Origin of the sequence: Pseudomonas sp. A-B-19, from assembly GCF_019947515.1 — a bacterium.
Lineage (GTDB): Bacteria > Pseudomonadota > Gammaproteobacteria > Pseudomonadales > Pseudomonadaceae > Aquipseudomonas.
Window position 1 is genome coordinate 1 of record NZ_JAGYGN010000011.1, and the last position, 22674, is coordinate 22674.

General features: G+C 60.7%; 20 protein-coding genes. 16 read left to right on the top strand and 4 right to left on the bottom strand.

Going from position 1 to position 22674, the window contains the following annotated elements; all coding sequences use genetic code 11:
• The first annotated feature begins 286 nt into the window (after window positions 1-286).
• The gene (locus KGA81_RS14230) at window positions 287-1213 is read left to right on the top strand and encodes an SdiA-regulated domain-containing protein (protein ID WP_223546819.1); all 927 of its coding nucleotides are present in this window, start codon (window positions 287-289) and stop codon (window positions 1211-1213) included.
• 186 nt (window positions 1214-1399) lie between these two features.
• Entirely contained in the window at window positions 1400-2317 is a 918-nt protein-coding gene (locus KGA81_RS14235; protein ID WP_223546821.1) for an SdiA-regulated domain-containing protein, read from the top strand.
• A 128-nt stretch (window positions 2318-2445) separates the two neighbouring features.
• Here KGA81_RS14235 and rpiA read toward each other — a convergent pair whose 3' ends face one another.
• Window positions 2446-3120 (bottom strand): ribose-5-phosphate isomerase RpiA, encoded by a 675-nt coding sequence (rpiA, locus tag KGA81_RS14240; protein ID WP_223546823.1) that lies wholly within the window; start codon window positions 3118-3120, stop codon window positions 2446-2448.
• A 336-nt stretch (window positions 3121-3456) separates the two neighbouring features.
• Between rpiA and ilvA the strand changes: the two genes are divergently transcribed.
• Both ilvA and KGA81_RS14250 read left to right on the top strand, forming a co-directional pair.
• Window positions 3457-4971 (top strand): threonine ammonia-lyase, biosynthetic, encoded by a 1515-nt coding sequence (gene ilvA / locus KGA81_RS14245; RefSeq protein ID WP_223546825.1) that lies wholly within the window; start codon window positions 3457-3459, stop codon window positions 4969-4971.
• Window positions 4972-5010: 39 nt separating this feature from the next.
• Complete coding sequence (locus KGA81_RS14250) at window positions 5011-5436, top strand: DUF2269 domain-containing protein (RefSeq protein ID WP_223546827.1); 426 nt, start codon at window positions 5011-5013, stop codon at window positions 5434-5436.
• 84 nt (window positions 5437-5520) lie between these two features.
• Here KGA81_RS14250 and KGA81_RS14255 read toward each other — a convergent pair whose 3' ends face one another.
• Window positions 5521-6177 carry an HAD family hydrolase gene (locus KGA81_RS14255; RefSeq protein WP_223546830.1) on the bottom strand — a complete coding sequence of 219 codons (657 nt, stop codon included), beginning with the start codon at window positions 6175-6177 and terminating at the stop codon, window positions 5521-5523.
• A gap of 143 nt (window positions 6178-6320) precedes the next feature.
• Between KGA81_RS14255 and KGA81_RS14260 the strand changes: the two genes are divergently transcribed.
• Together KGA81_RS14260 and ptsP are read left to right on the top strand one after the other, a co-directional pair.
• The gene (locus tag KGA81_RS14260) at window positions 6321-6800 is read left to right on the top strand and encodes an RNA pyrophosphohydrolase (RefSeq protein ID WP_003229203.1); all 480 of its coding nucleotides are present in this window, start codon (window positions 6321-6323) and stop codon (window positions 6798-6800) included.
• 22 nt (window positions 6801-6822) lie between these two features.
• Entirely contained in the window at window positions 6823-9102 is a 2280-nt protein-coding gene (ptsP, locus tag KGA81_RS14265; protein ID WP_223546832.1) for a phosphoenolpyruvate--protein phosphotransferase, read from the top strand.
• 127 nt (window positions 9103-9229) lie between these two features.
• On the opposite strand, the gene KGA81_RS14270 is transcribed toward ptsP, so the two are convergent.
• A complete protein-coding gene (locus KGA81_RS14270; protein ID WP_223546834.1) occupies window positions 9230-9976 on the bottom strand; it encodes an NRDE family protein in 747 nt (248 codons plus the stop codon).
• 134 nt (window positions 9977-10110) lie between these two features.
• On the opposite strand from KGA81_RS14270, the gene KGA81_RS14275 reads away from it, so the two are divergent.
• From KGA81_RS14275 to KGA81_RS14285, 3 genes are all read left to right on the top strand, one after another.
• Window positions 10111-10893 carry a sulfite exporter TauE/SafE family protein gene (locus KGA81_RS14275; protein WP_223546990.1) on the top strand — a complete coding sequence of 261 codons (783 nt, stop codon included), beginning with the start codon at window positions 10111-10113 and terminating at the stop codon, window positions 10891-10893.
• 97 nt (window positions 10894-10990) lie between these two features.
• Entirely contained in the window at window positions 10991-11803 is an 813-nt protein-coding gene (gene lgt, locus KGA81_RS14280) for a prolipoprotein diacylglyceryl transferase (protein ID WP_223546836.1), read from the top strand.
• A 49-nt stretch (window positions 11804-11852) separates the two neighbouring features.
• Entirely contained in the window at window positions 11853-12824 is a 972-nt protein-coding gene (locus tag KGA81_RS14285) for a thymidylate synthase (RefSeq protein WP_223546838.1), read from the top strand.
• Between the two features lie 135 nt (window positions 12825-12959).
• Here the strand turns inward: KGA81_RS14285 and cadR are convergent, their stop codons facing one another.
• The gene (cadR, locus tag KGA81_RS14290) at window positions 12960-13409 is read right to left on the bottom strand and encodes a Cd(II)/Pb(II)-responsive transcriptional regulator (RefSeq protein WP_108217099.1); all 450 of its coding nucleotides are present in this window, start codon (window positions 13407-13409) and stop codon (window positions 12960-12962) included.
• A gap of 93 nt (window positions 13410-13502) precedes the next feature.
• Here cadR and KGA81_RS14295 point away from each other — a divergent pair, with 93 nt between their 5' ends.
• The 7 genes from KGA81_RS14295 to KGA81_RS14325 all read left to right on the top strand — a co-directional run bounded on the left by KGA81_RS14295 (window position 13503) and on the right by KGA81_RS14325 (window position 22583).
• A complete protein-coding gene (locus tag KGA81_RS14295; RefSeq protein ID WP_223546840.1) occupies window positions 13503-15755 on the top strand; it encodes a heavy metal translocating P-type ATPase in 2253 nt (750 codons plus the stop codon).
• Window positions 15756-15771: 16 nt separating this feature from the next.
• Window positions 15772-16635, top strand: a complete 864-nt coding sequence (locus KGA81_RS14300) for a LysR family transcriptional regulator (RefSeq protein WP_223546842.1) — start codon at window positions 15772-15774, stop codon at window positions 16633-16635.
• Window positions 16636-16885: 250 nt separating this feature from the next.
• Window positions 16886-17962 carry a putative 2-aminoethylphosphonate ABC transporter ATP-binding protein gene (locus tag KGA81_RS14305; protein WP_223546844.1) on the top strand — a complete coding sequence of 359 codons (1077 nt, stop codon included), beginning with the start codon at window positions 16886-16888 and terminating at the stop codon, window positions 17960-17962.
• Window positions 17962-19686, top strand: coding sequence for a putative 2-aminoethylphosphonate ABC transporter permease subunit (locus KGA81_RS14310; protein WP_223546846.1), 1725 nt, complete (start codon window positions 17962-17964; stop codon window positions 19684-19686). Before KGA81_RS14305 ends, KGA81_RS14310 begins: the two co-directional genes overlap by 1 nt.
• 37 nt (window positions 19687-19723) lie before the next feature.
• Window positions 19724-20749, top strand: a complete 1026-nt coding sequence (locus tag KGA81_RS14315; protein ID WP_223546848.1) for a putative 2-aminoethylphosphonate ABC transporter substrate-binding protein — start codon at window positions 19724-19726, stop codon at window positions 20747-20749.
• A gap of 143 nt (window positions 20750-20892) precedes the next feature.
• Window positions 20893-22026: a TIGR03364 family FAD-dependent oxidoreductase gene (locus tag KGA81_RS14320; protein WP_223546849.1), complete on the top strand. Its 1134-nt coding sequence runs from the start codon at window positions 20893-20895 to the stop codon at window positions 22024-22026.
• Complete coding sequence (locus KGA81_RS14325) at window positions 22026-22583, top strand: phosphonate degradation HD-domain oxygenase (RefSeq protein ID WP_223546851.1); 558 nt, start codon at window positions 22026-22028, stop codon at window positions 22581-22583. Before KGA81_RS14320 ends, KGA81_RS14325 begins: the two co-directional genes overlap by 1 nt.
• Window positions 22584-22674: the final 91 nt, after the last annotated feature.

Genomic DNA, 22674 nt, shown 5'->3' on the forward strand with positions numbered 1-22674 from the left:
GACTGTGGACGCCGCAGGACTTCGCCTCAGCCCCTTGCTGAGCTGTTCAACCGCCGGATGCGGAAAACCGCACGTCCGGTGGTGTGGGAGGGGTAACGGGCGCAAGCCCGTTGCCTCCACCCAATCAGTTGTTTCTGGTGGCCTTAAGTTTTGTACGCATCCAGATAGATCCTGTCATTTCCCGTTTTTTTCACATCCGGTCTGGATAATTTCAGGGCTGTTGGCCTCTGAGCGGGCCCCAAATTGTGCTATTACCCCTAGCCTGAATTTCTGGAACGCATCCCTGATGGCCACTTCTCCGCTTTCCACGCTTGAACCTGTCCGCCGCTCACGCTTCGCCCTGCGTTGGCAAATCTGGCTGCTGCTGGTGGTCGTTGTCGCCTACGGCGTTGCGTTTGCCATGCACTGGGATGCGCGGGGCGTGCTCTGGGTGAAAGAGCAGTTCAAGAGCCCGGCCGAGCGTCAAGCCAGTATCTGGCTTCCCGACTATCGGGCGGTGATCGATGCCAAGCCGTTGCCGGGCATGGAGAAGGATGAAGCGTCGGACCTGGCCTACGACCCCCGGACCAAGACCCTGTTTTCGGTCATGGGCAAGAACCCGTTTCTGGTCGAATTGAACTTGCAGGGCGATGTTCTGCGCAAAATGCCGTTGGTCGGCTGGAGCAACCCTGAGGGCGTCACCGTGCTGGGCGACGGCCGACTGGCTATTGTCGATGAGCGCAACCACCTGATCGCCATCGTCAAGGTCAATGCCGACACTCGCGAGCTGAACATCACCGATTTCCCGACATACGACCTCGGGCCTTCCAAAGACCAGAACAAGGCTTTCGAGGGTGTCACCTGGGATTCGCGCAATCAGCAGTTGCTGCTGGGCGAAGAGCGCCCGCCGGCATTGTTTGCCTGGAAAGGTGACAGCAAGGTCCTTACCGGCGACAAGGTGAAGCTGGCCAGTCATGCGCTGGACATACGCAACCTGTCGGCGCTGGCGATTGACCCGCGCACTGGCCACATGCTGGTGCTGTCCGCCGACTCGCACCTGTTGCTGGAGATGGACAATAAGGGTGGGCAGGTCAGTTTCATTACTTTGCTGCGTGGCTTCAACGGCCTGAAAAATACCATTCCCCGTGCCGAAGGCGTGACCATGGATGAAGCGGGCACACTGTATATGGTGAGTGAGCCGAACCTGTTCTATCGCTTCGAAAAACAGAGATAGTGCCTCTGTGCAGGAGCTGCCGATGGCTGCGATCTTTAGTGATCTGGTTGACGCCAGAGTCAAGAGATCGCAACCTGCGGCAGCTCCTACGCTGATTGCGTATGCGTAAAAGGCTCACGGCCATTAAGCTGCAGTTCAGGCGGGCGTGATATTCCATCCGCCTGTCTTGACCCCGAGCCCACCCGAATGCGTCGATTTGCCCGCCTCAAATCCCTGATTCTGATCCTGTCGGTGGTCTCGCTGATTGCGTTGATTGCGCTTGGTCAGTACCAGCGCCTGTTCGAGCGTGCCTGGTTCAATCTGCAGACGCTGTGGCAGCCGGTGAGTTCCCGGTCCATGGGCCTGGACCAATATCAGGTCGTGACCGAAGCGCAGGTGATCGATAGCCAGGTTGACAACGTTTCCGCATTGACCTACGACCCGGTGCGCAAAAGCCTGTTCACCGTTACCAACAAGCGAAGCGAGTTGATCGAGTTGTCCCTCGACGGCAGGATCTTGCGCCGTGTGGCACTGGTCGGTTTCGGTGATCCTGAGGCGGTGGAGTTCATCAGCGAGAACACCTACGTGGTCACTGACGAAAGCCAGCAGCGGCTGATCAAGATCCGTCTGGAGCAAGGCACCACCTTCGTCGATGCGGCAGACGCCGAGCAGATGACCGTTGGCATACACAGGGGTGACAACAAGGGTTTCGAGGGCCTGGCTTACGATTCGGTGGGCAAGCGCCTGTTCGTCGCCAAGGAGCGCGACCCGATGCTGATCTACGAGGTGTACGGTTTTCCGCGATTCAATCCTGAAGAATCCTGGTCGGTGCACGTGGTCAACGACCCCAAGCGTGATGCCGGGATGTTTGTGCGCGACCTGTCGGGTTTGCAATACGACGAGCGCAGCAGGCATTTGCTGGCGCTATCGGATGAGTCGCGATTGATTCTGGAGCTGGATGTGGATGGGCGTCCGCTGAGCACGATGTCATTGAGCAAGGGGCAGCACGGCTTGCAGAAGAACGTACCGCAAGCGGAAGGGATCGCCATGGATGACGACGGTACGCTGTACCTCGTCAGTGAGCCAAACCTGTTTTACGTTTTCAAGAAACCGGCACAACCCTGAAGCTTGCCCTGCTTGTGTAGGAGCTGGCTTGCCAGCGAAAGCGATGTAACGGCCAACGTCGATGTTGAATGTTATGGCCTCTTCGCTGGCAAGCCAGCTCCTACAGAGTGCAAAAGGTGGTGTGTGGCTTACTGCGCGCGCAGTGCTTTTACACCTTCGCTGGTACCCAGCAGCAGTAGGTCCGCCGGGCGCGCCGCGAACAGACCATTGGTGACCACGCCGACGATCGCATTGATCTGCGTCTCCAGCTCCACCGGATTGGTGATCTGCATGTTGAACACGTCGAGGATGATGTTGCCGTTGTCGGTCAGTACGCCTTCGCGGTAAACCGGGTCGCCGCCGAGCTTCACCAGCTCGCGGGCCACGTGGCTGCGGGCCATCGGGATCACTTCCACCGGCAATGGGAAAGTGCCGAGGACCGGCACCAGTTTGCTGGCGTCGGCGATGCAGATGAAGGTCTTGGCCACGGCCGCGACAATCTTCTCGCGGGTCAGGGCGGCGCCACCGCCCTTGATCAGGTTCAGGTGCTCGTCGGTTTCATCGGCACCATCGACGTAGAACTCCAGGTCGCTGACGGTGTTCAGTTCGTACACCGGAATCCCGTGGCCCTTGAGGCGCGCGGCGGTGGCTTCGGAGCTGGCGACGGCGCCGTCGAACGCGCCTTTGTGCTGGGCCAGGGCATCGATGAAGCAGTTGGCGGTGGAGCCGGTGCCGACGCCGACGATGCTCTTGTCGTCGAGTTTCGGAAGGATGAAGTCGACGGCGGCCTGAGCTACTGCCTGTTTGAGTTGATCCTGGTTCATGCGGGCTCCGGGGTGCCGAGGAGGGAACGAAAGGCCGGCATTATAGGCTTCGGGACGGGGAAGGTCATTGCCCGATTGGCAGAGAGCAGGAGTATTGGCGCTGGATTGCTTTTGTGGCGAGGGAGCTTGCTCCCGCTCGGCTGCGAAGCGGTCGCAAAACCTGCTTGCACGGTGGGTCAGAAAAAATGCAGGGGAGCGCTTCGCACTCCAGCGGGAGCAAGCTCCCTCGCCACAGGGCTGTATCAGATCTTAAAACCACCGGTTTAGTGTGGTCGTGTGGCTAAAAGCCGGGTTAGACTCCGTGGTCCTGCCCAACCCGCTCAGTGATGCTTTCCGATGCTTGAACAGTACGTCAAAAAGATCCTCACCTCGCGCGTTTATGACGTTGCCGTAGAAACCCCGTTGCAGACTGCCCGCCAGCTCTCCGAGCGGCTGGGCAACAGCATTTGGCTCAAACGCGAAGACTTGCAGCCGGTGTTCTCGTTCAAGATTCGCGGCGCCTACAACAAGTTGACCCAGTTGAGCGAAGAAGAACGCGCTCGCGGCGTGGTCACCGCGTCGGCGGGCAACCATGCCCAAGGCCTGGCCCTGGCGGCGAAGGTGTTGGGCGTGAAAGCGACCATCGTCATGCCCAAGACCACCCCGGAGATCAAGGTCGAAGGTGTGCGCTCCCGTGGCGGCAAGGTGGTGCTGCACGGTGATTCCTTCCCGGAAGCCCTGGCTTACTCGCTGAAACTGGTCGACGAAAAAGGCTATGTCTACATTCACCCTTACGACGATCCCCACACCATTGCCGGGCAGGGCACCGTGGCGATGGAAATCCTGCGCCAGCACCCGCAGCCACTGGACGCGATTTTCGTCCCGGTGGGCGGCGGCGGCCTGATTGCCGGCATCGCGGCGTACGTGAAGTATCTGCGCCCGGACATCAAGGTCATCGGTGTCGAGCCGGATGATTCCAATTGCCTGCAAGCCGCCATGGCAGCCGGCGAGCGTGTAGTGCTGCCGACCGTGGGGCTCTTTGCCGATGGCGTGGCGGTTGCGCAGATCGGCCAGCATACCTTCGATATCTGCAAGGACTACGTAGACGAAGTCATCACTGTCAGCACCGACGAGATCTGTGCTGCAATCAAGGATATCTACGACGATACCCGCTCGATCACCGAACCTGCCGGCGCCTTGGGCGTGGCCGGGATCAAGAAATATGTCGAGCAGCGCGGCGTCAGCGGCCAGACCTTCGTGGCCATCGACTCCGGGGCCAACGTCAACTTCGACCGCCTGCGCCACGTTGCCGAGCGTGCGGAGCTGGGGGAGGGTCGCGAGGCTATCATCGCCGTGACCATTCCCGAAAAGCCGGGCAGCTTCAAGGCGTTCTGCGAGGCTATCGGCAAGCGCCAGATCACCGAGTTCAACTACCGCTACAACACCGGCAGCGAAGCGCACATCTTTGTCGGTGTGCAGACGCACCCGGAAAGCGACCCGCGCAGCGCGTTGATCGCAAGCCTTGGCGAGCAGGGTTTCCCTGTGCTGGACCTGACCGACAACGAACTGGCCAAGCTGCACATCCGCCATATGGTGGGTGGGCGTGCGGCGCATGTGGTCGATGAAGTGATTCTGCGCTTCGAATTCCCGGAGCGTCCGGGCGCGCTGTTCAACTTCCTCAACAAGCTTGGCGGGCGCTGGAACATCTCAATGTTCCATTACCGCAACCATGGCGCGGCGGACGGCCGGGTCGTCGCGGGCCTGCAAGTGCCCCACGACGAGCGTCACCTGGTGCCGGCGGCGCTGGAAGAAATCGGCTACCCGTACTGGGACGAAAGCGACAACCCGGCCTATCAGCTGTTTCTTGGCTGAACGGCTACGCTGACGGGCAGGCAATAAGGAAATCTGACAATGGAAACGTTAACTGCCCTGAAAATGGCGCACATGGTGGCAACTGTTGTACTGCTGGCCTGTGCGCTGGGTCTGGGCGTCTGGGTTTTGCTTGCGCGGCGCAAGGGTGATGCGACGGCGGGAAGCCGCACCCTGCAACGGCCACGTGTATTTGTCTGGCTGTTGATGGGGGTGGCGCTGCTGAGCATGCCGTTTACCGGCTGGTGGATGGTGCATCTGGTGGGCTGGCCGTTGGGGCAGACCTGGTTGCTGGCGTCCAGTGTGCTGTACACCGTGGCGGCGCTGGCTTGGTTCTGGTTGCTGGTGCGGCTCAATAAACTGCGCAAAGCGCCAGCGAGCGTGGGGAAATTCACCTTTGCCCTGGCGTTGTTCAGTTTTGTCTGTCTTGTGGCCATTTCCGGGTTGATGGGCGCCAAGCCTGTTTAAGGCTTGAGACTGCTTTCGCTGGCAAGCCAGCTCCTACAGGATAGCGTTGCCTTTGTAGGAGCTGGCTTGCCAGCGAAGGCGTAATCAGCCGCGCAGACTGATCACCGGCCAACCCCGCTTCTCGGCCTCGGCTCGCAGGTTCGGATCCGGATCGACTGCTACCGGATGGGTCACCTGCTCCAGCAACGGAAAATCATTCATCGAGTCGCTATAGAAGTAGCTGTCTTCCAGCGTATACCCGGTTTCCTTCAGCCAGCGATTCAAGCGCGTCACCTTGCCTTCGCGGAAGCACGGCACATCGGTGCTGCGCCCGGTGTAGCGGCCGTCGACCATTTCGCATTCGGTGGCGATCAGGGTTTCGACGCCCAGGCGCACGGCAATCGGCCCGGTAACGAAGCGGTTGGTCGCGGTGATGATCACCAGTTTGTCGCCGGCTGCGCGGTGTTTGGCCAAAAGGTCGATGGCCTTGGGCAGCACGATCGGTTCGATGCAGTCACGCATGTAATCGCTGTGCCACTGATCCAGCGTGGCCATTTCGGTGCGGCCGAGAACCTCCAGGCAGAAGTTCAGATAAGCGGCATTATCGAGTTTGCCGGCCAGGTAATCCTGGTAGAAAGCATCGTTGCGAGCCTTGTAGGCGACGGCGTCGAGAAAGCCGCGTTCGCACAGGTAATCGCCCCAAGCGTGATCGCTGTCACCGCCCAGAAGGGTGTTGTCCAAATCGAATAAAGCCAGGCGCATCGCAGTTACCCGCTGAAAAGTCAGTAAAAAGGCGACAAGAATACGGTCTTTTCACAAGAGTGCACATAAGGTAGGAACCTTCGTTGCCGCCTTCACAACCTTTGTGGAACAATGCGGCGACATGCGTTTGCGAGGTTGTTGCCGTGATCGACCCCGATGGTTTTCGCCCCAATGTCGGGATCATTCTGACGAATGACGCCGGCCAGGTGCTATGGGCTCGCCGAATCAATCAAGATGCCTGGCAATTTCCGCAGGGGGGAATCAACCCCGAAGAGACGCCGGAAGACGCCTTGTACCGCGAGCTGAACGAAGAAGTGGGCCTTGAGCGCGAAGATGTTGAAATTCTTGCCTGCACCCGGGGCTGGTTGCGCTATCGTTTGCCGCAACGTTTGGTACGTACCCACAGCCAGCCGCTGTGCATCGGCCAGAAGCAGAAATGGTTTCTCCTGCGCCTGATCTCCAACGAGCAGCGGGTGCGGATGGATTTGACCGGTAAACCGGAGTTCGATGGCTGGCGCTGGGTCAGCTATTGGTATCCGTTGGGCCAGGTGGTGACATTCAAGCGCGAGGTGTATCGACGCGCTCTCAAAGAGCTTGCCCCGCGCCTTTTAGCGCGCGACTGACGACGGAGTTCGACCCCGAGCCATGCTCAATACGCTGCGCAAGATCGTCCAGGAAGTTAACTCCGCCAAGGATCTCAAGGCGGCGTTGGGGATTATTGTGTTGCGCGTCAAAGAGGCCATGGGCAGCCAGGTCTGCTCGGTCTACCTGCTTGACCCCGAGACCAACCGCTTCGTGCTGATGGCCACCGAGGGCTTGAACAAGCGCTCGATCGGTAAAGTCAGCATGGCACCCAACGAAGGTCTGGTTGGCCTGGTCGGTACGCGCGAAGAACCCCTGAACCTCGAAAACGCTGCGGATCATCCGCGCTACCGCTACTTCGCCGAGACCGGTGAAGAGCGCTTCGCCTCATTCCTCGGGGCACCGATCATTCACCACCGCCGTGTTGTCGGCGTGTTGGTCATCCAGCAAAAAGAACGTCGCCAGTTCGATGAAGGTGAAGAAGCCTTCCTCGTGACCATGAGCGCGCAGCTTGCCGGTGTTATCGCCCACGCCGAGGCCACCGGTTCGATCCGTGGCCTGGGCCGTCAGGGTAAAGGCATTCAGGAGGCCAAGTTCATCGGTGTTCCGGGGTCGCCGGGTGCGGCAGTCGGTACGGCGGTGGTCATGCTTCCGCCCGCCGATCTGGACGTGGTGCCGGACAAGAACATCACCGACATCGACGCCGAACTCGGTTTGTTCAAGACCGCCATCGAAGGCGTGCGCGCCGACATGCGCACCTTGTCCGCCAAACTCGCCACGCAGCTGCGCCCTGAAGAGCGGGCCTTGTTCGACGTCTACCTGATGATGCTCGACGATGCCGCGCTGGGCAGCGAAGTGACCACCGTGATCAAGACCGGCCAATGGGCCCAGGGCGCGTTGCGCCAGGTGGTCACCGATCACGTCAACCGTTTCGAATTGATGGACGACGCCTACCTGCGCGAGCGGGCCTCGGACGTCAAGGACCTCGGCCGGCGATTGCTGGCTTACTTGCAGGAAGAGCGTCAGCAAACCCTGGTCTATCCCGACAACACCATTCTGGTCAGCGAAGAACTGACGCCGGCGATGCTCGGCGAGGTGCCGGAAGGCAAGCTGGTCGGCCTGGTGTCGGTGCTCGGTTCCGGCAACTCCCACGTCGCCATCCTGGCCCGCGCCATGGGCATTCCGACCGTTATGGGCCTGGTCGACCTGCCGTACTCCAAGGTCGACGGCATCCAGATGATCGTCGATGGCTTCCACGGCGAGGTCTACACCAACCCGAGTGAAGTGCTGCGCAAGCAGTTCGCCGAGGTGGTCGAGGAAGAGAAACAACTGGCCCTGGGGCTGGATGCGCTGCGCGATCTGCCGTGTGTGACGGTCGATGGCCACCGCATGCCACTGTGGGTCAACACCGGCCTGCTGGCGGATGTGGCAAGGGCGCAGAAGCGCGGCGCCGAAGGCGTGGGCCTGTATCGCACCGAAGTGCCGTTCATGATCAACCAGCGTTTCCCGAGTGAAAAGGAACAACTGGCGATCTACCGCGAACAGCTCGCCGCGTTCCATCCGCAACCGGTGACCATGCGCACCCTGGACATTGGTGGCGACAAGTCACTGTCATACTTCCCGATCAAGGAAGACAACCCGTTCCTCGGCTGGCGCGGCATTCGCGTCACCCTCGACCACCCGGAAATCTTCCTGGTGCAGACCCGCGCCATGCTCAAGGCCAGCGAAGGCCTGAACAACCTGCGCATCCTGCTGCCGATGATCTCCGGCACTCACGAACTGGAAGAAGCCTTGCACCTGATCCACCGCGCCTGGGGCGAAGTCCGCGACGAAGGCTGCGACGTGCCAATGCCGCCGGTTGGCGTGATGATCGAGATTCCGGCCGCCGTTTATCAGACCAAGGAGCTGGCGCGACAAGTCGATTTCCTTTCGGTCGGTTCCAACGACCTGACCCAGTACCTGCTGGCCGTGGACCGCAACAACCCTCGGGTGGCCGATCTTTACGACTACCTGCACCCGGCAGTGCTGCAAGCGTTGCAAACCGTTGTGCGCGACGCCCATGCCGAAGGCAAGCCGGTGAGCATCTGCGGCGAAATGGCCGGTGATCCGGCGGCGGCCGTGCTGTTGATGGCGATGGGTTTCGATAGCCTGTCGATGAACGCCACCAACTTGCCGAAAGTGAAGTGGATGCTGCGCCAGATCAATCTGAGCAAGGCCAGGGAGTTGTTGGCCGAGCTGATGACCATCGACAACCCGCAAGTGATTCACAGCTCGTTGCAACTGGCGCTGAAGAACCTTGGGCTGGCGCGGATGATCAATCCGGCGGCGATCAAGCCCCTCTGAAAGGCGGATGGCCTCTTCGCTGGCAAGCCAGCTCCTACAGGTTTCGTGGTGTTCGCAAAATACGCGAACGACTCGATTCCGTAGGAGCTGGCTTGCCAGCGAAGGGGGCGGTCCAGGCAACACACAACTAAAGCCTGATCTCCACTTCTCCAAGATGCCCACCAAGCGGCCCGAAACTCCTTTCGACCATATGTAACGTCCCATCCGCCTGCACAATCAACGCCGTACTCGCCCGCGTTCCATAACTCTGACTGGCAATGAATACGCTCGACAGCAACGTCTCGGTGGCCAGCCCCACGCCGGTATCCGGCAATTCGGCAAGCGGAGCGGTCTGCGCATCGCTCAATAACGCCAACAGTGCCTGGGGTTGCGGATCATCCAGCACCTCACTCAATGCCGCCTTGGCTTTGAGCAGTTTCGGCCACGGCGTATCCAGCCCTGCATTGGATAACCCGTAGATTCCCGGGGCCAACATCGCCGCTGCCGGTTCCCGGGCATTGAAGTGCCAGAGTTCATTGGCGTTGCCGACCAACAGGTTAAAACCGCCATATTCCTGCGAATGGTCGACAACGTCGGCTAAGTAGTCGTCAATTGGCATTTCCCCGGTTAGAAATCGCGCCACCAGTTCCCCTCGAGACTTGCGCCCTGGCGGTCGATCGGGATCCCGGATATTCGTCAGCGCCGCAAAACGTCCGTTGGCACCAATACCGAGCCAGGTGCCACCGGCCTCGAGGTCGCGTCCCGCATGTACGTGCGGCGCTTCGGGCCATGGCGCCAGAGGCAGGCTGGGGCGGGCGTAGAACTCATCGCGATTGGCCGCCACGACCAGCGGCTGGGCATGACCCGGGCGCCAGGCAAAAACAATCAGGCACATAAGGTTGTCCTTGTGTGTTTTTTGCTCACTCTACGCAGACATCGCTCATCGATCCATCGCCTTGCACAGTGGAGATCGAGGCCATGCATCCGTTACCATGCCGCTCCGGTTTTGGGGATGCGGGCGAGACGATCATGGAATTTCTGCTCTATCTGGCGCTCGGCGCCTGTGCAGGTGTACTCGCCGGGCTGTTTGGCGTGGGCGGCGGGATCATCATCGTCCCGGTGCTGGTGTTCAGCTTCAAAGCCCAAGGGTTCGATCCATCGATCCTCACGCACCTGGCAGTGGGTACCTCCCTGGCGACGATCATCTTTACCTCGGTCAACGCGGTACGCGAGCATCACCGCCGTGGCGCCGTGCGTTGGCCGATCTTCATGTGGATGACCGTCGGCATTCTGGTCGGTGCCGGATTCGGCGCGCTGACGGCGGAAGCGATTTCCGGCCCTAACCTGCAGAAGATCATTGGTGTATTCGCCCTGGTGATCGCCGCTCAACTGGCGCTGGAGATCAAACCCAAGGCCAGCCGAACCGTGCCGGGCAAATTCGGTCTGACCGTGGCCGGCAGCGCGATTGGCTGGGCTTCGGCGATTTTCGGCATCGGTGGCGGTTCGCTGACCGTGCCATTCCTGACCTGGCGTAGCGTGCCGATGCAGCAAGCGGTGGCCACTTCATCGGCCTGCGGTCTGCCGATTGCCCTGGCCAGTGCATTAAGTTTCATGATTCTGGGCTGGCACGATCCGTTGCTCCCGGCCCATAGTCTCGGTTTCATTTATTTGCCGGCGTTACTGGGCATAGCCCTGACCAGCATGGTGTTCGCCCGCTTGGGCGCGCGATTGGCCCACAGGTTGTCGCCAAAGTTGCTGAAAAGGCTGTTTGCCGCTTTGCTGTTCTGCGTCGGTCTGAACTTTCTAGTCTGAAGCATCTGCTCTGACGGGCGGCGCAATCCTGGCTTAATCCTGAGGTGGCAGCGTCGCCCGGGAATTCTTAAGATTTGAACTCTAACGAGGAGTCGCAATGCTGCCTTACCCGCAGATCGACCCGGTGGCCCTGGCCATCGGTCCGCTGAAAATCCACTGGTACGGTCTGATGTACCTGATCGGCATCGGCGGCGCCTGGCTGCTGGCGTCCCGCCGCATGAACCGTTTCGACCCGACCTGGACCAAGGAGAAACTCTCCGACATGGTGTTCTGGATGTCGATGGGGGTAATCGTCGGCGGGCGACTGGGTTACGTGCTGTTCTACGATCTGAGCGCTTATCTGGCCAACCCGACGCTGATTTTCGAAGTGTGGAAGGGCGGCATGTCATTCCACGGCGGTTTCATCGGTGTGATGCTGGCGGCGTTGTGGTTCGGTAAAAAGAACAACAAGTCGTTCTTCCAGCTGATGGATTTCGTTGCGCCGATGGTGCCGATTGGCCTGGGTGCCGGGCGTATCGGCAACTTCATCAACGCCGAACTGTGGGGCAAGCCGACCGACGTGCCGTGGGCAATGATCTTCCCGCCGTTCAGCGACCCGGCGCAGTTGCCGCGTCACCCGTCGCAGCTGTATCAGTTCGCCCTTGAAGGTGTGGCGCTGTTCCTGATCCTCTGGCTGTTCTCGCGCAAGCCACGGCCGACCATGGCGGTCTCGGGGATGTTCGCGCTGTTCTATGGCATTTTCCGTTTCATCGTCGAGTTCGTCCGCGTACCGGACGCGCAACTGGGCTACCTGGCCTGGAACTGGCTGACCATGGGGCAGGTGCTGTGCGTGCCGATGATCCTCGGTGGGCTGCTCTTGATCTGGCTGGCGTATCGCCGCGCTCCGTCGGCTCCAGCGGCAGCTGTATAAAATTCGAACCCCGCAGCGATGGTTGCGGGTTCAAGGACACAGGTAATTCATGAAGCAATATCTCGAACTGGTCGCCCACGTCATCAAGAACGGCACCAAGCAGGCCAACCGCACTGGCGTGAACACCATCAGTTTCCCTGGTGCGATGCTGCGTTATGACCTGCAGGAAGGCTTTCCGGCGATCACCACGCGCAAGATGGCGTTCAAGTCGGCCATCGGCGAAATGTGCGGATTCCTGCGTGGCGTGAACAACGCAGCCGAATTCCGTGCCCTGGGCTGCAAGGTCTGGGACCAGAACGCCAACGAAAACGCCCAGTGGCTGGCCAACCCGTTCCGCCAGGGCGAAGACGACCTTGGCGAAATCTACGGCGTGCAATGGCGCAAGTGGCCGGCGTACAAGCAGATTCCGCTCAGCAACCCGGCCGCCATCGAGCAGACCCTGAGCCAGGGTTATCGTCAGATCGCCGAGGGCGAAGAGGATGGCCAGGCTTATGTGGTGCTGTACAAGGCGATCGACCAGATCCGCCAGTGCGTCGACACCATCATCAAGGACCCGGGCAGCCGTCGCATCCTCTTTCACGGCTGGAACGTCGCCCAGCTCGATGAAATGGCCCTGCCGCCGTGCCACCTGCTGTACCAGTTCCACCCGAATGTCGAGACCAGGGAGATTTCCCTGACCCTCTACATCCGCTCCAACGACCTGGGCCTGGGCACGCCGTTCAACCTGACTGAAGGTGCTGCGCTGCTGAGCCTGATCGGTCGCCTGACGGGCTACACGCCGCGCTGGTTCACCTATTTCATTGGTGATGCCCACGTCTACGAAAACCACCTGGACATGCTCAACGAACAGCTCAAGCGCGAGCCGTTCCCGATGCCGAAACTGGTGATTTCCGAACGTGTGCCGGAGTTTGCCAAGACGGGTGAGTACCAGCCGGAGTGGCTGGAGTTGGTGGAGCCGGGCGATTTCTCGCTGGAAGGCTACGAGCACCACGCGCCGATGACCGCGCCGATGGCGGTCTGAAACCTGACGCCGCCCCCCTGTAGGAGCGAGCTTGCTCGCGATGGACGTGAACGATGACGCGTATTGTCTGAAAAAATGCGTCGTCCTTGAGTTCATCGCGAGCAAGCTCGCTCCTACAGGGGGTAGGTGGTGTTCTTAGTGGCCGTGACTACGGCCGACATGGGAATGCTCCACCTCCGTCGTCACAACCCCGCCATTCACTTCCAGCCGCTGCAAGATCCCGCATTGATCGATACCCGGCCCCTCGTCGCAGCGTTGGCGCAGGTCGAGCAGTTGTGTCTGCAAGGCCAGCAAGCCGTCGATCCGCGCCCTGACGTGATGGATGTGCTCGTCGATCAGTGCGTTGACGCTTTCGCACTGGTCCTGCGGGCTGTCGCGAAAGGCCAGCAGACTGCGGATTTCCTCAAGCGTCATGTCGAGGGTGCGACAGTTACGGATGAAGGTCAGGCGCTCGGCGTGGGCCTGGGTGTAGAGGCGATAATTGCCATCACTGCGAGCCGGTTCGGGCAGAAGGCTCTCGCGCTCGTAGTAGCGGATCGTTTCCACGGCGCAGTCCGTGAGTTTCGCCAATTCTCCAATTTTCATGACGCCAATCTCCAAAACTCCAGAAAGGGTGCTTGACCCTATAGTGGCTACAGGGTCTTTACTTGGCAACAGGCACTCTTATGGAAGCAACCAATGAGCGATTCCCTGCATTCCCACAAACCCGGGCCTGAACACGGGCACAACCACAAGCTCAAGCCCGTGCAAAAACATGACCACGGCGACTCCTGCTGTTCATCCGGGGCGACGGCGCCCGCGTTGATAAGACTCAGCGAATCGTCGACGCCCGGGGCCCGGCTGAGCAGTTTTCGCATCGAGGCGATGGACTGTCCAACCGAACAGACGCTTATCCAGAACAAGCTAAGCAAACTGACCGGTGTGCAGCAGTTGGAGTTCAATCTTATTAATCGGGTGCTCGGCGTGACCCACGATTTGCCCGATATAGAGCCCATCGTCGAAGCCATCAGGTCCTTGGGCATGCAGGCTGAGCCGATGGACCAGGGTGCTGAAACCCCGACACCGGTGCCCCGGAAAAAGCCATGGTGGCCCTTGGCGCTGTCCGGTGTTGGTGCATTGCTGGCAGAAGTTATCCACTTCACCGGTTCCGCACCGAACTCGGTGGTGGCGATCATCGCACTGATCTCGATCCTCAGCGGTGGCCTCGGTACCTACAAAAAAGGCTGGATCGCCCTTAAAAACCGCAACCTGAACATCAATGCGCTGATGAGCATTGCCGTGACCGGCGCGGTGCTGATCGGCCAGTGGCCGGAAGCGGCAATGGTGATGTTCCTGTTCACCGTGGCCGAGTTGATCGAGGCCAAATCCCTCGACCGTGCACGCAATGCCATAAGCGGCCTGATGCAGATGGCCCCGGACACTGCAACGGTGTTGCAGGCCGACGGCAGCTGGCTTGAGCAGGATGTCAAAAGCATCGGGCTCGGTGCACGTGTACGGGTTCGTCCCGGCGAGCGCATCGGCCTGGATGGCGAAGTGCTGTCCGGTCGCTCAACCATCGATCAGGCGCCGATCACCGGTGAAAGCATGCCGGTGGAGAAAACCGTCGGTGATAAAGTCTTCGCCGGCACCATCAATCAGGCCGGATCCCTGGAATATGAAGTAACCGCTGCGGCCGACAACTCGACCCTGGCACGCATCATCCATGCGGTCGAACAAGCCCAGGGCGCACGGGCGCCGACCCAGCGTTTCGTCGACAGCTTCTCGAAAATCTACACCCCGGCGGTGTTCGCCCTGGCCCTGGCAGTGGCAGTGATCCCGCCATTGTTCATGGGTGCGTTGTGGTTCGACTGGATTTATCGGGCGCTGGTGCTGCTGGTGGTGGCCTGCCCCTGTGCGCTGGTGATTTCCACGCCGGTGACCATCGTCAGTGGCCTCGCGGCGGCGGCGCGCAAAGGCATCCTGGTCAAGGGTGGCGTCTATCTGGAGGGCGGTTACAAGCTCGACTATCTGGCCCTGGACAAGACCGGCACCATCACCCACGGCAAACCGGTGCAGACCGATTACCTGTCACTGGACCCGACCGCCGACGATTCGGCGCCTGCCATTGCCGTCGCGTTGGCCAGGCGTTCGGATCACCCGGTTTCCCAGGCCATTGCCAAAGCGGCTGTGGATAACCAAACCGCGACGCTGGTTGTGGATAACTTCGAAGCACTGGGCGGGCGCGGTGTGCGCGGCGAGATCAACGGCCAGCTCTACCATTTGGGCAACCATCGACTGGTGGAGGATCTGGGTCTGTGCTCGCCAGCGCTGGAAGAGAAACTGTTCGCCCTGGAAAAACAGGGCAAGTCGGTGGTACTGCTGCTTGATCAGTCCGGGCCATTGGCGCTGTTCGCCGTCGCCGATACGGTAAAAGCGTCCAGCCGCGAAGCCATCCGGCAACTGCATGACATGGGCATCAAAACCCTGATGCTCACCGGTGATAACGTCCACACCGCGCAAGCCATTGCCGCGCAAGTCGGCATCGACGAGGCCAGGGGCGACCTGTTGCCGGGCGACAAATTGCAGGCCATCGATGCCCTTTATGCCCAAGGGCATAGGGTCGGCATGGTCGGCGATGGCATCAACGACGCGCCTGCACTTGCGCGTTCCGAGATCGGATTCGCCATGGCCGCCGCAGGCACCGATACTGCCATCGAAACCGCCGATGTCGCCCTGATGGACGACGATCTACGCAAAATCCCCGCATTCATTCGCCTGTCGCGGCAGACATCGAGCATCCTCAAACAGAACATCGCCCTGGCTTTGGTCATCAAGGCGATCTTTCTTGGGGTAACCTTCGCCGGGCTCGCTACCATGTGGATGGCGGTGTTCGCCGACATGGGCGTGAGTCTGCTGGTGGTGTTCAACGGTTTGCGCCTGCTGCGCAAGTAAAGGATGAGGGAAGGTTGTGCTGAGTGCGGAGCTGAAGGCGTTTTACATGGTGGCCCGTCTGGGCAGCATTACCCAGGCGGCCAAAAAGCTCGGCCTGAGCCAGCCGACGGTGACGACGCAGATCCGCAACCTCGAAAGTCAGTATTCGGTCGAGTTGTTCTACCGTGGCGGCCGGCGTCTCAGTGTCAGCGCAGAGGGCGCGCGGCTGCTACCGATGGTCAAGGTGCTGATGCAGCAGGAAGCCGACATCGAGTTTTTCCTGCGTAACTGTGGCCAGGTCCAGGGCGCATTGCGCATAGCCGCCACGGCGCCGTATTACATCCTCGACCTGGTGAAGACCTTTCGCGAGCGTTTGCCGCAGGTGGAGGTGTCGGTGGAAATCGGCAATTCCCAACAGGTGCTTGAAGCGCTGGAGGATTATCGGGTCGATGTCGCTGCGTCGTCACAGTTGCTCGATGACGCGCGGCTGATTCGTCGGGTGCTCGGCAGCGATCCGCTGGTGCTGGCGGTGCATCGCAATCATCCGCTGGCGGTTCACGACCACGTTCCGCTCAGTGCATTGGCCGGGCATACCCTGCTGATGCGCGAACCGGGTTCGACTACCCGTCGCCTGACCGAAGAATTGCTGGCCAGCGCCGGCGTGTGTTTCGGTCCGCTGCTGGAAATCGGCAGCCGCGAATCGATCCGCGAAGCGGTGCTGCGCAATATCGGTATCAGCATCATTGCCCGCCAGGAAGTGCCCCATGATCCGCAGCTGCGGGTGCTGACCATCGAGAATGCGCCGCAGATTCCCGAATACCTGTACTGCCTCAAGGAACGTAAAGGCGCGCGGCTACCGGCGGCGTTTCTGGGGTTGGCGCAGGAAATGGCCCCGGCCTGAATTCTGTGGTGCCTGTCCCGGCCTCATCGCGAGCAAGCTCGCTCCCACAGTGGGTTTGAGGTGAAACACACATTGTGTGAACACCCAAAATCCCTGTGGGAGCGAGCTTGCTCGCGATGAGGCCAGGTCAGGCAACACAGAACTTGAACCCAAATCCTTGAATACCACTATCGGCGGTTTTTGCCTTACTGCCACATGACGGACTCATTACAACCCTAGGATGGCCCCATCTGCCAGATGAGGTCCGTCCATGAATAACCCGATCGCAACTGCCCTGACCAACCCCGGCGCGCCGATGAAGGTGCGCGGTGTACGGAAGCGTTTTGGCGCCTTCACTGCGTTGGACAACGTGTCGCTCGACGTGGCGGCTGGTGAGCTGGTGTGTCTGCTCGGCCCGTCGGGCTGTGGCAAGACCACCTTGCTGCGCTGCATCGCCGGTCTGGAAAAACAGGACAGCGGCGAGTTGTACCTGGGCGATCGCGACGTTTCCCACCTGGCACCCCAGGCGCGGGACTACGGCATTCTGTTCCAGTCCTACGCCTTGTTCCCCAACCTCACCGTCGAAGCGAACATTGCCTATGGCCTCGCCGGCAGCGGTCGCGACGAAGTGCGCCGTCGTGTTGGTCAGATGCTGGAACTGGTCGGCCTGACTGGCAGCGAGAAAAAATACCCGGGCCAGCTGTCGGGCGGTCAGCAGCAACGTGTGGCACTGGCCCGCGCCCTGGCGCCTGCACCTTCGCTGTTGCTGCTGGACGAACCGATGTCGGCCCTCGATGCCCGGGTGCGCGAGCATCTGTGCACCGAATTGCGCCAACTGCAACGCAACCTCGGCATCACCACCCTGATGGTCACTCACAATCAGGACGAGGCCATGCTGATGGCCGACCGTATCGCCGTGATGAACAACGGCAAGGTCGAGCAGTACGCTACGCCGCAGGAAATCTACAACCGTCCGGCCACGCCGTTTGTGGCGGAATTCGTCGGCCAGGGTAACTGGTTGCCGTTCCAGCGCAGCAGCGACAGCCACGCCCAGGTCGGTGGGCTGAACATGCGTCTGGCCGAAGGTAGTGCCAAGACCGCGTCGGGCCGTTTGTTCTGCCGTCCGGAAGCGATCAACATCAACCCGCTGGTGCACGAGGAAAACCTGTTCCCGGCCAAGGTTCGCGAAATCACCTTCCTCGGCAACCGCTGCCGCATGAGCTTCGAACTCGATCAATTGCCGGGCCACGCACTGTTGGCGGAACTGGCGCCGGAAGCCATGCCGCGCCTTGGCGCCCAGCAGATCATGGTCGCCTTGCCGCCGCGCAGCCTGCAGGTGTTTGCCTGATGGGCGCGAACATCGCGCTGCCGCTGCCGCACAAGCAGGTTCGGCAGACCTCCTGCACCGAGATCGGCGACCGGTTGTTCGTGGTCGGCGGCAAAGTCCTCATGTTGGTGTTGTTGGGCGTTGCCGTATTGATGCCGTTGCTGGCGATCTTCTGGCGTGGTTTCAGCGCCGAGGCCGGGCAGGGTGGTGGCTGGGTCGCTGCGAAAGAGCTGATGACCAGCGAGAACTTCCACTGGCTCCTGGGCAATAGCCTGAAAGTTTCCCTCAGCGTCGCGGCCATCGTCGTACCGCTGGCCTACCTGTTTGCCTACGCCCTGCAACGCACTTTGATTCCGGCCAAAGGCATCTGGCGTGGCATTTCGCTTTTACCATTGATGGCGCCGTCGATGCTGCCTGGCATCGCGCTGGTTTACCTGTTCGGCAACCAGGGCATGCTGCGTGGCCTGCTCTCGGACAACATCTACGGTTTCTGGGGCATTGTGCTCGGCGAAGTCATCTACACCTTTCCCCACGCCTTGATGATTCTGCTGTCGGCCTTGTCCCTGGCCGATGCGCGGCTGTTCGATGCCGCCTCCAGCATGGGCGCGAGTCCCGCCAAAGCGTTCCGCAGCATCACCTGGCCGGCGACCCGTCAGGCCGTGTTCGCTGCGTTCTGCCTGGTGTTCACCCTGACCATCACTGATTTCGGTGTACCAGTGGTGGTCGGTGGCGACTATCAAGTGCTGGCGCTGGAGGCCTATAAAGCCGTGGTCGGCCAGCAACAGTTCGGTCGCGGGGCGTTGATCGGCATGGTTCTGCTGCTGCCGGCGCTGTGCAGTTTCGGCGTCGATGCCTGGTTGCGTCGGCGCCACGGCGACTCCATGAGCGGTCGCGCCCAAGTGTTCAAGCCCGCGCCGTCGAAGCTGCGCGACAGCTGCTACCTGGCCATCGTCCTGCTGATCTGCGCCGCGTTGCTGCTGGTGTTCGGCATGGCGGTGTTCTCGTCCCTGGTGACGTTCTGGCCGTACAACCTGTCGCTGTCGCTTAACCATTACCAGTTCAATGAAACCGCTGGCGGTGGCTGGCTTGCCTATGGCAACAGCCTGAAGATGGCTTTGGGCACCGCGTTGATCGGCAGCCTGCTGATTTTCACCGGTGCCTACCTGATGGAAAAAACCAGGGGCCAGCGCGCCCTGAACCTGAGCTTGCGCATGCTCAGTTTCGTACCGATGGCGGTGCCAGGCCTGGTGTTGGGGTTGGGTTACGTCTTCTTTTTCAACCTGACCGGCAACCCGCTGCACGTGCTCTACGGCAGCATGACGCTGCTGATCGTCTGCACCATTGCGCACTATTTGACCACCGCGCAAATGACCGCCACCACCGCGCTGCGTCAACTCGATGCCGAGTTCGAAGCCGCCGCGCTGTCGCTCAAGGCGCCGCTGTACCGCCACTACCTGCGAGTCACCGTGCCGATCTGCCTGCCGGCATTGCTGGACATCGTGCGCTACCTGTTCGTCTCGGCCATGACCACCGTGTCGGCGGCGATCTTCCTCTACAGCCCCGACAGCATCCTCGCGGCAGTGGCGGTGCTGAACATGGACGACGCCGGCAACGTCGGTGGTGCGGCAGCGATGTCGACCCTGATCCTGATTACCTCGGCGGGCGTGTCCCTGCTGCTGGCCTGGGCCTCGCGCGGTTTGCTGCGCCGCTCCCAGGCCTGGCGGCAGACTGCGCCCGGTTATTGAATCTGCACAACCCCTCAACTCAAAACAGGAAAAGATCATGTTCAAGCCTATGGCCCTGGCCGCCGCTGTCCTCACCGCTTTCAGCCTGAACGCCTTTGCGGCGAAAACCGAGTTGACGGTGTACACCGCCCTGGAAGCCGAACAACTGAAAACCTATAAAGAAGCGTTCGAAAAGGCCAACCCGGACGTCGAAATCAAATGGGTGCGTGACTCCACCGGCATCATCACCGCCAAACTGCTGGCCGAAAAAGCCCGTCCACAGGCGGACGCTGTGTGGGGTCTGGCCGCTTCCAGCCTGGCGATCCTCGATCAGCAAGGCATGCTGCAAAGCTATGCACCGAAAGACCTGGCCAAGATCGGCGCCAACTACCGCGACGCTGCCAACCCGCCAGCCTGGGTCGGCATGGACGTCTGGGCTGCGACTATTTGCTTCAACACCGTCGAAGCCGAGAAGCAGGGCCTGACCAAACCCGTGAGCTGGCAAGACCTGACCAAACCTGAGTACAAGGGCAAGATCGTCATGCCGAACCCGGCATCGTCCGGCACCGGTTTCCTCGACGTCAGCGCCTGGCTGCAAACCTTCGGCGAGAAGCAGGGCTGGGCGTACATGGACGGCCTGCACCAGAACATCGGCCAGTACGTTCATTCCGGTTCCAAGCCTTGCAAACTGGCAGCTGCTGGCGAATTCCCGATCGGTATTTCCTTCGAGTACCCAGCTGTTCAACTCAAACGCCAGGGTGCACCGCTGGACATCATCCTGCCGAAGGAAGGCCTGGGCTGGGAGATCGAAGCGACTGCCGTGATCAAGGGCACTGACCACGAAGAAGCGGCGAAGAAACTGGCTGATTTCTCCGCGAGCCCCGAGGCAATGGAGCTCTATAAAGAAAACTTTGCCGTACTCGCCCAGCCTGGCATCGCCAAGCCACAGACCGAACTGCCAGCCGACTACGAACAGCGCCTGATCAAGAACGACTTCGCCTGGGCTTCGAAGAACCGCGACGAGATCCTGACCGAGTGGCGCAAGCGCTATGACGGCAAGTCCGAGAAAGTGGCGGCCAAGTAAGATCTTTATCGGCTGACAGGGCCTCTTCGCTGGCAAGCCAGCTCCTACAGGTCCTGTGGCGGTCACAAAATTTGTGTCCACCACAAATCACTGTGGGAGCGAGCTTGCTCGCGATGGCGGCTTCAAAATCAGGACAAGACTCCATGACGCAACACAACGACATGCTGATCGTCGGCGCCGGCATCCTGGGTTTGTCCCACGCGTATGCCGCCGCCAAGCGCGGTCTGAAAGTCACGGTTTTCGAGCGCAGCGAAACGCCTGTCGGCGCTTCGGTGCGTAACTTCGGCCAGGCTCTTGTCACCGGCCAACCGCCGGGGCCGATGCTGGAACTGGCCCGCGCCAGTCGCGGAATCTGGGGCGACTGGGCACAGCTCGCCGGCCTGCAACTCAAGCGCAATGGCTCGTATTTGTTCGCCCGCACCGAAGCAGAAGAGCAACTGCTGGAAGCCTTCTGCGACGGCCGCGCGGTGGAGCACGGTTACCGTGTCGACCTGCTGCGTGGTGCTGCATTGCACGATTTGTACGGCGGCCAGTTCCGCCATCATCGCGCGGCCTTGCACGGCATGGATGACCAGCAACTGTATTCCCGCGAAGCGATTCCGGCGCTGATCGACTTCCTGCGCCGCGACCTGGGTGTCGAGTTTCACTTCTCCACCCTGGTGCGCGATATTGAACCGGGCCGCTTGCACAGCACCGCCGGCAGCTTCAGTGCCGAGCAGATCATCGTCTGCTCCGGCCATGATTATCAGACGTTGCTGGCCGAACAGATCAGCGAACTCGACCCGCAAATTTGCCGCCTGCAAATGCTCCGCGCCCGACCGCAAATCAACTTGAATCTGCAACATGCTTTGCTCACCGGTTTGAGTTGCGTGCACTACGGCGCCTTCGCCGATTTGCCGGAGGCCGCGGCGGTACAGGCAGAAATCCTGCAGTACGCGCCGCACCTGCATGAAAACGGCATCCACTTGCTGATCAGCCCGACGCCTTATGGCGAGCTGATCATTGGCGATTCGCACCATTACGGCAGCGATCCGTCGCCCTTCAATGCCGAGCAGGTCGATGACTGGATGATCGAACTGGCCGAGCAGACCCTGGGCTGCAAGGTGCAAGTGGTCGAACGCTGGCAAGGTGTCTATGGTTCCCGGGGGCCGGGACCGTTCTCGTTCCTGCGCCCGGCGAAAGGCCTGGGCGTGGCGTTGATGCACACCGGTGTCGGCATGAGCGTCGGGCCGGCGATGGCCGAGCGAAACGTCGCCTCAGTACTGGAGGAAATCTGATGGAGGGCAATAAGCAAGTGATTGCCGAGGTGTTCGGTTTGTACGAGCGCTTTGGCGACAGCGACTACATCGGTGAGCCGGTGTCGCAGATCGAGCACATGTCCCAGGCGGCGCAATTGGCCATGGCCGAAGGCTTCGACGATGAAGTGGTACTGGCGGCGTTCTTCCACGACATCGGGCATATCTGCACTGAAAGCGCGGAGAACATGGGCGGCTTCGGTGTGGTCAGCCATGAACGCCTGGGCGCGGATTATCTGCGCCGCGCCGGCTTCAGCGAACGCATGGCGCGGCTGGTCGAATACCACGTACAGGCCAAGCGTTATCTGACGCTAAAGGAGCCTGGCTACTACGAGCGCCTGAGCGAAGCCAGTCGCCGGACCCTGGAATATCAGGGCGGGGTGATGACGACTGTAGAGGCTGAGGCGTTCGAGCAGGACCCGCTGTGTGCCGTGAGTTTGCGCATGCGCCAGTGGGATGAACTGGCCAAAGAGATGCATGTGCCGGTGATTGATCTGGCGGTGTTGAAGGGCAAAGCGGTGCGGCTGTTGGCTGCATAAAGCCTTTGAACCGAGGCGCGGCCATCGCGAGCAAGCTCGCTCCCACATTGGATCTGTGTCTGGATACGGATTGATGTCCCAGCACAAAACC

Coding starts and splice junctions, on each gene's coding strand:
- KGA81_RS14230 (WP_223546819.1), top strand. CDS start 287: ATGGCCACTTCTCCGCTTTCCACGCTTGAACCTGTCCGCCGCTCACGC.
- KGA81_RS14235 (WP_223546821.1), top strand. CDS start 1,400: ATGCGTCGATTTGCCCGCCTCAAATCCCTGATTCTGATCCTGTCGGTG.
- rpiA (WP_223546823.1), bottom strand. CDS start 3,120: ATGAACCAGGATCAACTCAAACAGGCAGTAGCTCAGGCCGCCGTCGAC.
- ilvA (WP_223546825.1), top strand. CDS start 3,457: ATGCTTGAACAGTACGTCAAAAAGATCCTCACCTCGCGCGTTTATGAC.
- KGA81_RS14250 (WP_223546827.1), top strand. CDS start 5,011: ATGGAAACGTTAACTGCCCTGAAAATGGCGCACATGGTGGCAACTGTT.
- KGA81_RS14255 (WP_223546830.1), bottom strand. CDS start 6,177: ATGCGCCTGGCTTTATTCGATTTGGACAACACCCTTCTGGGCGGTGAC.
- ptsP (WP_223546832.1), top strand. CDS start 6,823: ATGCTCAATACGCTGCGCAAGATCGTCCAGGAAGTTAACTCCGCCAAG.
- KGA81_RS14270 (WP_223546834.1), bottom strand. CDS start 9,976: ATGTGCCTGATTGTTTTTGCCTGGCGCCCGGGTCATGCCCAGCCGCTG.
- KGA81_RS14275 (WP_223546990.1), top strand. CDS start 10,111: ATGGAATTTCTGCTCTATCTGGCGCTCGGCGCCTGTGCAGGTGTACTC.
- lgt (WP_223546836.1), top strand. CDS start 10,991: ATGCTGCCTTACCCGCAGATCGACCCGGTGGCCCTGGCCATCGGTCCG.
- KGA81_RS14285 (WP_223546838.1), top strand. CDS start 11,853: ATGAAGCAATATCTCGAACTGGTCGCCCACGTCATCAAGAACGGCACC.
- cadR (WP_108217099.1), bottom strand. CDS start 13,409: ATGAAAATTGGAGAATTGGCGAAACTCACGGACTGCGCCGTGGAAACG.
- KGA81_RS14295 (WP_223546840.1), top strand. CDS start 13,503: ATGAGCGATTCCCTGCATTCCCACAAACCCGGGCCTGAACACGGGCAC.
- KGA81_RS14305 (WP_223546844.1), top strand. CDS start 16,886: ATGAATAACCCGATCGCAACTGCCCTGACCAACCCCGGCGCGCCGATG.
- KGA81_RS14310 (WP_223546846.1), top strand. CDS start 17,962: ATGGGCGCGAACATCGCGCTGCCGCTGCCGCACAAGCAGGTTCGGCAG.
- KGA81_RS14315 (WP_223546848.1), top strand. CDS start 19,724: ATGTTCAAGCCTATGGCCCTGGCCGCCGCTGTCCTCACCGCTTTCAGC.
- KGA81_RS14320 (WP_223546849.1), top strand. CDS start 20,893: ATGACGCAACACAACGACATGCTGATCGTCGGCGCCGGCATCCTGGGT.
- KGA81_RS14325 (WP_223546851.1), top strand. CDS start 22,026: ATGGAGGGCAATAAGCAAGTGATTGCCGAGGTGTTCGGTTTGTACGAG.